Source organism: Planomonospora algeriensis (assembly GCF_977012225.1).
Genome location: NZ_CDRNDK010000262.1, coordinates 1 through 9,006, shown reverse-complemented (window position 1 = coordinate 9,006; position 9,006 = coordinate 1). Strand labels below are relative to the sequence as shown.

Genomic DNA, 9,006 nt, shown 5'->3' with positions numbered 1-9,006 from the left:
GGGCCTGGCGGTCGAGCCGGTGGCCCCGATGCGCCGCCGGCCGGGCCCGCCCGCCCTGGTCGTGGGATTCGCGCGGCTCCCGGCCCACCGCACCGGAGAGATCGTCGCCGCGATCGCCGGGGACCTCGCCCGCTGACGGCCGCACTCCGGATGAACCCGCGGAGGTCAGGAGATCGCCGGGGCGGTGGCGGTCCTCAGCCGGAAGCCGCCGGCCAGCGGCACGATCAGGGCGGTCAGCACCACCGCGGGCACGAACGCCACCCGCACGTCCACGGTGTCGTTGATCGTGCCGACCACGGCGGCGCCGACGACGAACCCGACGTAGTTGAACAGGTTGACCCGCGCGATCGCCGTCTCGGCTCCGGCGCCGAGCCGTCCCGCCGCCGAGAACGACTGCGGGGCGATGACGGACAGGCCCACCCCGACCAGGCCGAACGCCAGGATCGCCACGACCGGGCCGGGGGCGACGACGACGCCGAGCGCGCCCAGCGCCCCGACCACCGCGCCCGCGCGGACCACGGGGGCCGGGCCGTGCCGGCGGACGGCGAGGTCGCCGGGGACCCGCGCCAGGAGCATGGCGGCCTGGTAGGCGAAGTAGGCCAGCGGCACCAGCCACCCGCTCGCGGCGAGCGCCTTCTCCATGTAGACGGTGCTGTAGTTGGAGATCGCCGCGTCGCCGACGTAGAGGAACGCCATCGCCAGGCAGAGCGGGATGATCGGCCGCCACGGCACCCGGGCGGGCGCCGCCGCCTCCGGCGCGGGCGATCCGGCAGGTGCGCCCTCCCCCGCGTGCTCCCCGGTGAGCACCGCGGGGTCCTTCGCGGGGTCCTTCGCGGTGTGTGCCGCCGTGTCCGTCGCGGTGAGCGCCGCGGTGTCCTCCGCGGACGCCCGCTGCGGGGCCCGCTCCTCGGCGGCGCCGTACAGGCGGGGGAGCAGGGCCAGCGAGACGAGCGCGCCGAGCACCACCGGCACGGAGAAGGCCCAGACCAGATCCACCCCCAGGGCGCTGAAGGCGGAGTTGAGCCCGGCGCCCAGCATCGAGCCGATGCTCCAGACCGCGTGGAAGCCGGTCAGCACGCTCATGCCGTACCGGCGCTCGACCGCGACCGCCTGCATGTTCATCGCCGCATCGACCGCCCCGACGAAGAGCCCGAAGGCGGCGCTCAGCGCGTAGAGCCCGGCGAGCTGGCCGTTCCAGCCCATCAGGACCACGACGGCGCAGACGGCGAGCTGGGAGAGCCTCAGGACCGGGGCGCTGCCGTACCGCGCGGCGAGGGGGGCGGCGGTGACGCTCCCGACGCCCGCGATCAGCGGCACCAGCAGCAGGACCAGCGTGAGGTCGCCGTCGCTCAGCCCGAACGCGCGCTGCAGGTCGGTCACATGGGTGAGCAGGGTGGCGAAGCACAGGCCCTGGACGAAGAAGGCGGCCCAGGTCGCCACCCGTGCCTGCCGGTCACGCGGGGTCGGCATCGCGACCTCCAGAGAACATGAGGGGGGTTCAAGTTCTCGCCAGGCTAGGCGCGTCTCCGCTCCGGGTCAACGGTCGTCCACGTGCCTGGGCGCATCGGGGTCCGGCAGGGATTATCGTCGAGGCGTGGACGATTCCAGGCCCCCCGCGACGCCATCCGCGCCGCCTCCGGCGCGGCGCCCCGCGATCCGGGGGAACACGCCGGAACCGCGCCCCGGCGACCTGCGGGCGGGCGACTCCGACCGGGAGCGGGTGGCCGCGGTCCTGAGCGACGCGCTCGCCGACGGCAGGCTGGACCGCGACGAGCACGAGGAGCGGCTGGAGGCGGTCTACCACGCCCGCACGCTGGGCGAGCTCGCCGCGATCACCACCGACCTGCTCCCGCCCGAGGCCCAGCCGCTGCGCACCGACGTCCGGCCCGTGACGGCCTTCTTCGGCTCGGAGAAGCGTTCGGGCCGCTGGGTGGTGCCCACCCGCTTCTCCGCCACCGCCGTCTGCGCCAACGTCACCCTCGACCTGTGCGAGGCGCTGCTCCAGTCCAGCCACGTGACCCTCCAGGTCACCGTGATCGGCGGGACGCTCACGCTGATCGTCCCGGAGGGCGTGCGGATCGAGATGCCCGCCTCGCTCTTCCTGGGCGGGAAGAAGAACCAGGTCCGGCCCGCTCCGGACGGCCCGCTCATCGAGATCACCGGCCTGGTCTCCATGGGCAACGTGATCGCCAAGTCGCCCAAGCGGCCTCGCCGCTCCTGGTTCCGCCGCTGACGCGCGGCCCCTAGCCGGCCCTAGCCGGCCCTAGCCGGCGCTGTCGAAGTTGATCGCGCTGTAGGCGCGGAGCTTCCAGAGCTGGTGCTCCGACTCGATCTTGCGGATCGTGCCGGAACGGCCGCGCATCACCAGGGAGCTGGTCACGGCCCGGCCGCCCCGGTAGCGCACGCCCTGCATGATCTCGCCGTCGGTGATGCCGGAGGCCGCGAAGAACACGTCGTCGGACTTGACCAGGTCGTCGGTGGTCAGCGTGGCGTCCAGGTCGAGGCCCGCGTCCAGGGCCTTGCGGCGCTCGGCGTCGTCCCGCGGCCACAGCCTGCCCTGGATCACCCCGCCCAGGCACTTGAGCGCGCAGGCCGCGATGATGCCCTCGGGCGTGCCGCCGATGCCGAGCATCAGGTCGATGCCGGTGCCCGTGCGGGCCGCCATGATCGCACCGGCCACGTCGCCGTCGGTGATGAGCTTGATCCGCGCGCCGGTCTCCCGGATCTCACTGATGATCTTCTCGTGCCGGGGCCGGTCGAGGATGACCACGGTCACGTCCGAGGACTCGCACCCCTTGGCGCGGGCCACCGCGGCGATGTTGTCGGCCACCGGCGCGTTGATGTCCACCGAGGAGGCGGCCTCCGGACCGGTCACCAGCTTGTCCATGTAGAAGACGGCGGACGGGTCGTACATCGAGCCGCGCTCGCTGACCGCGATCACCGAGATGGCGTTGGGCATGCCCAGCGCGGTGAGGCGGGTGCCGTCGATCGGGTCCACGGCCACGTCGCACTCCGCGCCGGTGCCGTCGCCCACGGACTCGCCGTTGTAGAGCATCGGCGCGTTGTCCTTCTCGCCCTCGCCGATCACGACCACGCCGTTCATCGACACGGTGTTGATCAGCTGCCGCATCGCGTTGACGGCCGCGCCGTCGGCGCCGTTCTTGTCACCTCGCCCCACCCAGCGGGCGGCGGCCATCGCGGCGGCCTCGGTCACCCGGACCAGTTCCAGGGCGAGGTTGCGATCGGGCGCGTGCGCGCCCGTGGCGAGGGCGGCGGGAACGGACGTCTGCTCGGACATGGCGGAAGGCCCCTCTCGTGGATTACTGCAACGATCGTAGTTGTCCCCCTCCTGCCTGGCCGGGAAGGGATAATCTGCCGACCATGAGCAGCGACACGGATCGGTCGGCGACGGGCGTGACCGCACGGACCTCGGAGCGGGGCGCCGCCACGCGCGTCGCGCTCCTGGCGGCGGCTCGGGAGGTCTTCGTCACGAGCGGCTTCGCCGACGCCGGGGTCACCGAGGTGGTCGCGCGGGCGGGGGCCAGCGTGGGCAGCCTCTACCACCACTTCTCCGGCAAGGCCGATCTCTACCTGACGCTCTTCGAGGAGTTCCAGGCCCGGCAGACCCAGCGCACCAAGCAGGCGCTCCAGGCGGCCAGGGCCGAGGGCGAGACCGACCCGATGCGGCTGTTCATCGCCGGGGCCCGGGCCTATCTGGAGGGCTGCCTGGCCGAGCGCGAGCTCGCCGCGCTGTTCCTGCGCGGCGACGGCCCGCCGGGCTTCGAACTCGTCATGCGCGACCGGCTGCGCCAGTGGGCCAAGCGCAACGCCGCGCTGTTCGACGGCGACGAGGGCGCGCTGGTCGTGGTCGTCACCGGGGCGCTGGCCGCCGCCGTCTCCGAGATCGTCCTGTCGCCGGACGAGGACGCCTCCCGCGGGCTCGCCGAGGACGTGCTGGCCATCATCGGGCGGATCCCCGGCCCGCAGGCCGCCGGGTGAGCTCCGTCCGGCCGCACCTGCAGGCCGGACCGCGCCCCCGGAGAGGTAGTCTCGCCACTCGTGCAACGGTTCACTGAGGGTTTCCGCGGCTACGTCGCCGCGATGCTGATCTGTCTTCTCGGCGTCTTCGTCTTCCTGTTGGTCACGCCGCAGAGCAGGGAAGAGCACATCCCCAGGATCGACTACTCCATCGACGTCGCCAACATGCGCCGTGACGCGCCGTACCAGGTCTGGACCCCCGAGCCGGTGCCCGCGGACTGGATCCCCACCAGTTCCCGGAAGACGGCGCAGCGGGGCGTGGTGACCTGGCGGCTCGGCTTCGCCACGGCCAAGGGCGCCGACGGCGGGCGCGAGCACGTGATGCTCGCGCAGAGCGACGAGAAGCCCGCCGCCGGGTTCGCCGACCGGATGGCCAACAGCAACCGGTCCGTCGGTACGGTCCAGATCGCCGGCGTGGTCTGGGATAAGCGCCAGCGGGAGGACAAGGACCAGCGCTCGCTGGTGCGGATCCTGCCCGACTCGGTGATCGTCGTCACCGGCACCGCCGGGTGGGACGAACTGACCGCCTTCGCCGGCTCCCTGAAGCAGCAGCCGAAGGCCACGTCCTAGCAGGGGCCCGGTCGGGGGCCCGGCGGCGTCCTGGTCAGGGGTCCGGCGCAGTCCCGGCAGGGGCCTAGAAGGGCTGGTCCCCGCCGGGGTCGGGCTGCCCGCGCTGCGCCATGGCCGCGGCGAGCTTCACCCGGGCGCCCTGCAGCCACTCCTCGCAGAGCGCGGCCAGCTTCTCGCCGCGCTCCCACAGCTCGATCGACTCCTCCAGGGTGAGCCCGCCCGCCTCCAGACGGCGGACCACCTCGGTCAGCTCCTCGCGAGCCTGCTCGTACGACGGTGTCTTCTCCTCGGCCACGCACCCACCCTAGTGGTGCCCCGCCCGGCGGTCCGGTCGCGGCCGTAACCGCGTGCCCCGGCGCGGGCGCCGGGGCGGGGCCGTCCCGGGTCCGGCGGGAGCGAGGACTTCCGAACCCTCGTGCCGGGGATTGCCATCCCCTGTTGTATCTGTTAGATATTCCTTAAAGATATAAGGAGGTGCCGATGGCACGGCGAAGCCAGACGGAGACGGCGGTGCTGGGGGCGTTGAACATGCACCCGATGACGGCCTACGCGCTCCGGGAGGCCATCCGGGACGTGCTCGGGCACTTCTGGAGCGAGAGCTTCGGGCAGATCTACCCGACGCTCGGCGCCCTCGAACAACAGGGCCACGTGGAACGCCGAGAGGGGCCGCGCTCCGGCTCGTCGACCTTCGCCATCACCGACTCCGGCACCGCCCGCCTGCGCGAGCTGCTGAGCGAGCCGATCGCGGCGACGCCACCGCGGAGCGGGCTCCTGCTGCGGCTGTTCTTCGGCCGGACCCTGGGCGTGCGCAAGTGCCGGGAGCTGCTGCTGGAGGCCAGGGCGGACGCCGAGCGGAGCCTGGCCGAGTACGACCGCCTGGCCCGCACGATCTCCGCCGAGGAGGCGGGCTCTCCGGACCTGCCCTACGTCCTGACGACCGTATCCGCCGGCCGGCACAACGCCGAGGCCGCCATCACCTGGGCCGACGAGGCCCTCGCCCTGCTCGAGGACGTCCCCGGGGACGATCCCCCCGTGAACGGCCCCCCTGCGAACGGAGAGTCATGATGACCACCTCGGCCCACCTCGTGGACGGCGCGGAGCGGCTCCGCCCGGTCCCGCGCCTGCGCGCCCGGATCAACTTCGCCGTCTTCGCGGCCGTCACCGTCGGCGGCGGCTGGCTCTTCGCAGCCTTGGACCGGGCCACCGGGGAGACCGTCGGAAACGGGAGCGTGACCTCCGCCAGCGGCGGCACGAACGGGCAGGGACTGTGGATAGCCGTCCCGGCGCTGACCGCGCTCGCCCTGTACTTCCTCAACCGGGACGGCGCGGGACGCCTGGGGCTCACCCTGCGGTTCGCGGGCCGGACCCGCTGGTTCGCGTTCGCGGCGGTGTTCTCCCCGGTCGTGGCCGCCGCCGCGGTGGCGGCGGCCACGGCCTCCGGCGCCGCGACGTTCTCCGCCGCCCCCCGCGCCGGTGAGCAGCCCCTCCTCGCCGCCTTCGCCACCGCGCTCGGCTTCCTGGTGGTCAAGAACCTGCTGGAGGAGTTCATCTTCCGCGGCTACGGCACGCGCACCGCGATGGCGCTCGGCCTGCGCGGCGTCGCCCCGCACGTCCTCGTCGGGCTGGTCTGGGGACTGTGGCACCTCCCGCTGTACACGGTCTGGATGTCCCAGGCGGACTTCCGCCAGAGCACGACGCTGCCGTGGGCGTGGTACCTGCCGACCTTCCTCGCGGGCATCGTGGCGATGGCGGTCCTGTACGGTGAGATGCGCGTGCGGACCGGTTCGATATGGCCCGGCGTGGTGCTCCACACGGTCAGCAACGCTCTCACGACCCCGCTCCTGATCAACGGTCACGTGCGCTACGAGGGCCACGGCGACGTGGTGTTCGGCCTCGCCGGCAACTCGGTCGTCTCGGTCCTCCTCTTCGGAGGGGCCGGACTCCTCCTCCTGCGCCGCCGGAACCGGGGCGGCGTGAGCCCGCGAGCTCTGCGTGACGGGACGGCCTGACGGAGCACCGCCGGACGGCTGGAAGACTGGCGGGGTGAGTGTGCGCGACGCGACCCCCGGCGACATCCCCGAGCTGGTCCGCCTGCGGGAGATCCTGACCGAGCGGATGGCCCTGGACGGGACCTACCCGCTCTCCGAGCACTGGCAGGAGGCCTACGCCGAGAGCCTCGCCGAGCGGATCGGCACCTCCGACACGGCCGTCTACGTGGTGGACGCCCCCGGGGGAGGGCTCGCCTCCTGCGGGATCGGCCTGGTCTTCAACCGCTTCCCCGGACCGTCCCTCCCCGACGGCAGGTACGGCTACATCCAGGGGATGACCACCGATCCCCGGCACCGGCGCCGGGGACACGGCCGGGCCGTCCTCGGCGCGCTCCTGGACTGGTACCGGGCGGGCGGTGTCCGGAAGGTCGATCTGCACGCGACCTCGGACGGGGAGCCGCTCTACCGCGAGCTGGGCTTCGTCGAGGACGGCTACCCCTCGCTCACCTGGCGGGACCTCTCCTGACCCGTCCGCTCACCCGGCGGGATCCCTCCTGGCGGTGACGACCGTGATCCGGTCGTCGGGGAAGCGGACCGTCAGCTCGTCGCCTCCGGCCACGTCGGCCGCCCGCCGTACGACCTCGCCGGAGGGGCGCTGCACGATCGCGTAGCCGCGCTCCAGGGTGGCGGCGGGGGAGAGGGCGACCAGGCGGGCGCGCAGGTGGCCGAGGGAGTCCTGGGCGCGGTCCAGGGAGCCGGTGAGCGCGCGCCGGGCCCGGTCCCGCAACTGCTCGGCCTGCTCGGCCCGGCGCTCGATCTCGCGGACCGGGTCGGACAGGGACGGCCGGGAGCGGACCGCGGCCAGCCAGGCCGTCTCGCGGTCCAGCCAGCCGCCGGCCACCCGGCGGCCCCGGTCGCGCAGCTGCCGGACGAGCGTGAGCTGCTCGCCGACGTCCGGTACGACCTTCTTGGCCGCGTCGGTCGGGGTGGAGGCCCGGACGTCGGCGACCAGGTCGAGCAGCGGGCTGTCCTGCTCGTGGCCGATCGCGCTGACCACCGGCGTCAGGCACGCCGCCACCGCCCGGACCAGCGCCTCGTCGGAGAAGGGCAGCAGGTCCTCCATCGACCCGCCGCCCCGCGCGATCACGATGACCTCGACCTCGCCGTCCGCGTCGAGCCGGCGCAGCGCCTCGGTGACCTCGCCCACGGCGTACGGTCCCTGCACGGCGGCCTGCTCGACCTTGAAGCGGACCGCGGGCCAGCGGCGCCGCGCGTTCTCCAGCACGTCGCGCTCGGCGGCCGAGTCGCGGCCGCAGATCAGCCCGACCGTGCCGGGCAGGAACGGCAGGCGGCGCTTGCGGTCGGCGGCGAAGAGCCCCTCGGCGGCGAGCACCTGCCGCAGCCGCTCCAGCCGGGCCAGCAGCTCGCCGACGCCGACCGGGCGCATCTCCAGCGCGGTGAACGCGAAGGAGCCCCGGTTGACCCAGAAGTCGGGCTTCAGGTTCATCACGACCCGGGCGCCGTCCACCGGACGGGGGACGGTCGCCTCGTAGACCCCGCGGGGACAGGTCACCTTGGTGGACACGTTCGCCACCGGGTCGCGCAGCGTCAGGAACACCGTGCCGCCCCGCGCGGTCAGCTCGGTGATCTGCCCCTCGACCCAGACGGTGCCGAGCTTGCCGATCCAGCCACCGACCATCTGCAGAACGGTGCGGACCGGCAGCGGCTGCTCCGGAGTGGTCTTCGACGTCATGCCCGAAGCCTAGGGGGCGGCGGCTACTCGGCGGCCTCCAGCTTCGCGAGGCGATTCTCGTACATCCGCACGACCTCGGGACGGGCCGTGGTCGCCTGCTCATAGGCGATCATGATCCTGATCTGCTGGGCGCTCTTGCCGCGCATGCGGGCGCGCAGCGAGGCGACGGTCAGGCCGGAGTAACCGGGCAGCGGCTCGGCGGGCACGCCCTCACCGGCCTGCGCGGGTGCGGCGGCCGCGGGCTCGGCGGCGGGCTTGACGGTCTTCGCGGCCCGGGCGGCCTTGGCGGGGGCGGCGCTCGTCGCCTCCTGCTGGACCTTGGCCTTCGCGGTCTTCGCCCGGCTGGTCTTGGACTTGGCGAGCTCGGGCTCGGCGGGCTTGGTCTTCACGACCTCGACCTCCGCCTCGACCGGGACGGCGCCGATGGCATCGGGCTTCTCGACCTCGACCTCCACCTCGGCCACCTCGACCTTCACCGCGGGCGGCACGGCGATCACGGGCTCGGGGGTGGGCTCGGCGGCCGTGGGCACGGGGGCGAAGACGACCGGCTCCGGCCGGGTCCTGGCACCGTTGGAGCCGGCCTCGGGCTCGGCGGGCCTTCCGGCCGAGGCCTTCGCGGCGGTCTCCGGCTCGGCGGGCTGGGCGGGCTCGGCAGCC

11 protein-coding genes are annotated in these 9,006 nt (G+C 73.6%); 6 read left to right on the top strand and 5 right to left on the bottom strand.

Annotation, left to right across the window (positions count from 1 at the left end):
* Positions 1–165: 165 nt before the first annotated feature.
* Positions 166–1,470, bottom strand: a complete 1,305-nt coding sequence (locus ACWJ6R_RS23570; RefSeq protein WP_449064318.1) for an MFS transporter — start codon at positions 1,468–1,470, stop codon at positions 166–168.
* Between the two features lie 124 nt (positions 1,471–1,594).
* Between ACWJ6R_RS23570 and ACWJ6R_RS23565 the strand changes: the two genes are divergently transcribed.
* Positions 1,595–2,233, top strand: a complete 639-nt coding sequence (locus tag ACWJ6R_RS23565; RefSeq protein WP_449064317.1) for a DUF1707 SHOCT-like domain-containing protein — start codon at positions 1,595–1,597, stop codon at positions 2,231–2,233.
* Positions 2,234–2,263: 30 nt separating this feature from the next.
* Here ACWJ6R_RS23565 and glpX read toward each other — a convergent pair whose 3' ends face one another.
* On the bottom strand, positions 2,264–3,298 hold the full coding sequence (glpX, locus tag ACWJ6R_RS23560) for a class II fructose-bisphosphatase (RefSeq protein WP_449064316.1): 1,035 nt from the start codon (positions 3,296–3,298) through the stop codon (positions 2,264–2,266).
* Positions 3,299–3,381: 83 nt separating this feature from the next.
* Between glpX and ACWJ6R_RS23555 the strand changes: the two genes are divergently transcribed.
* Together ACWJ6R_RS23555 and ACWJ6R_RS23550 are read left to right on the top strand one after the other, a co-directional pair.
* Positions 3,382–3,999: a TetR/AcrR family transcriptional regulator gene (locus ACWJ6R_RS23555; protein WP_449064315.1), complete on the top strand. Its 618-nt coding sequence runs from the start codon at positions 3,382–3,384 to the stop codon at positions 3,997–3,999.
* 60 nt (positions 4,000–4,059) lie between these two features.
* On the top strand, positions 4,060–4,608 hold the full coding sequence (locus ACWJ6R_RS23550) for a DUF4245 domain-containing protein (protein ID WP_449064314.1): 549 nt from the start codon (positions 4,060–4,062) through the stop codon (positions 4,606–4,608).
* Between the two features lie 64 nt (positions 4,609–4,672).
* Here ACWJ6R_RS23550 and ACWJ6R_RS23545 read toward each other — a convergent pair whose 3' ends face one another.
* Positions 4,673–4,903: an exodeoxyribonuclease VII small subunit gene (locus tag ACWJ6R_RS23545; protein ID WP_449064313.1), complete on the bottom strand. Its 231-nt coding sequence runs from the start codon at positions 4,901–4,903 to the stop codon at positions 4,673–4,675.
* A 185-nt stretch (positions 4,904–5,088) separates the two neighbouring features.
* Between ACWJ6R_RS23545 and ACWJ6R_RS23540 the strand changes: the two genes are divergently transcribed.
* Genes ACWJ6R_RS23540 through ACWJ6R_RS23530 form a run of 3 tightly spaced genes read left to right on the top strand, consistent with a single transcriptional unit; the run spans position 5,089 to position 7,122 of the window.
* Positions 5,089–5,673, top strand: a complete 585-nt coding sequence (locus ACWJ6R_RS23540) for a PadR family transcriptional regulator (RefSeq protein ID WP_449064312.1) — start codon at positions 5,089–5,091, stop codon at positions 5,671–5,673.
* Entirely contained in the window at positions 5,670–6,617 is a 948-nt protein-coding gene (locus ACWJ6R_RS23535) for a CPBP family intramembrane glutamic endopeptidase (RefSeq protein ID WP_449064311.1), read from the top strand. The genes ACWJ6R_RS23540 and ACWJ6R_RS23535 overlap by 4 nt, the downstream gene beginning before the upstream one ends.
* A gap of 34 nt (positions 6,618–6,651) precedes the next feature.
* Positions 6,652–7,122 (top strand): GNAT family N-acetyltransferase, encoded by a 471-nt coding sequence (locus ACWJ6R_RS23530; RefSeq protein ID WP_449064310.1) that lies wholly within the window; start codon positions 6,652–6,654, stop codon positions 7,120–7,122.
* 9 nt (positions 7,123–7,131) lie between these two features.
* Here ACWJ6R_RS23530 and xseA read toward each other — a convergent pair whose 3' ends face one another.
* On the bottom strand, positions 7,132–8,349 hold the full coding sequence (gene xseA, locus ACWJ6R_RS23525) for an exodeoxyribonuclease VII large subunit (RefSeq protein ID WP_449064309.1): 1,218 nt from the start codon (positions 8,347–8,349) through the stop codon (positions 7,132–7,134).
* A 23-nt stretch (positions 8,350–8,372) separates the two neighbouring features.
* The coding region (locus ACWJ6R_RS23520) for a hypothetical protein (RefSeq protein WP_449064308.1) at positions 8,373–9,006 on the bottom strand (634 nt) is incomplete at its 5' end.

What these genes read in the sequence shown, in the direction of transcription:
- glpX (WP_449064316.1), bottom strand. Translation starts at nt 3,298, where the DNA reads ATGTCCGAGCAGACGTCCGTTCCCGCCGCCCTCGCCACGGGCGCGCAC.
- ACWJ6R_RS23535 (WP_449064311.1), top strand. Translation starts at nt 5,670, where the DNA reads ATGATGACCACCTCGGCCCACCTCGTGGACGGCGCGGAGCGGCTCCGC.
- ACWJ6R_RS23540 (WP_449064312.1), top strand. Translation starts at nt 5,089, where the DNA reads ATGGCACGGCGAAGCCAGACGGAGACGGCGGTGCTGGGGGCGTTGAAC.
- ACWJ6R_RS23555 (WP_449064315.1), top strand. Translation starts at nt 3,382, where the DNA reads ATGAGCAGCGACACGGATCGGTCGGCGACGGGCGTGACCGCACGGACC.
- ACWJ6R_RS23570 (WP_449064318.1), bottom strand. Translation starts at nt 1,470, where the DNA reads ATGCCGACCCCGCGTGACCGGCAGGCACGGGTGGCGACCTGGGCCGCC.
- xseA (WP_449064309.1), bottom strand. Translation starts at nt 8,349, where the DNA reads ATGACGTCGAAGACCACTCCGGAGCAGCCGCTGCCGGTCCGCACCGTT.